Raw genomic sequence first — 624 nt, forward strand, 5'->3', positions numbered from 1 at the left:
GTCAAAGTCGACCGCGGCATCCCCAGCCGGCTGGCCGAAGTTCCGGACATCGCCCGCGAGCTGGAAGCTCACGGCTACCACGGATGCTGGACCGGCGAGATCAACCACGACCCGTTCCTGCCCCTGGCGATCGCGGCCGAGCACACCGAGCGGATCCAGATCGGCACCAGCATCGCGGTCGCCTTCGCGCGCAACCCGATGACCACGGCCCAGCTGGGCTGGGATCTGCAGACCTACTCGGGCGGACGTTTCATCCTCGGACTGGGTACCCAGATCCAGCCGCACGTCGAGAAGCGATTCAGCATGCCGTGGAGTCACCCGGCGCGCCGCATGCGCGAGTACATCGAAGCGCTGCATGCGATTTGGGGCTGCTGGCGCGACGGAACCAAGCTGAGGTTCGAGGGTGAGTTCTACACCCACAAGATCATGACGCCGATGTTCACCCCGGAACCGTCGGCGCTGCCGTTCCCCAAGGTGTTCCTGGCCGCGGTGGGTGAACTGATGACCGAAGTGTGCGGTGAGGTGGCCGACGGACTGCTGGCCCACGCGTTCACCACCCGCCGCTATCTGGACGAGGTGACCACGGTCGCGCTGCAGCGTGGAATGGACCGCAGCGGGCGTGAT

1 protein-coding gene is annotated in these 624 nt (G+C 66.2%); it reads left to right on the forward strand.

Annotation, left to right across the window (positions count from 1 at the left end; genetic code table 11):
• The coding region (locus RM844_RS32065; protein WP_311670971.1) for a TIGR03617 family F420-dependent LLM class oxidoreductase at positions 1-624 on the forward strand (624 nt) is incomplete at both ends.

This window comes from Streptomyces chisholmiae (assembly GCF_031845445.1).
GTDB lineage: Bacteria > Actinomycetota > Actinomycetes > Streptomycetales > Streptomycetaceae > Streptomyces > Streptomyces chisholmiae.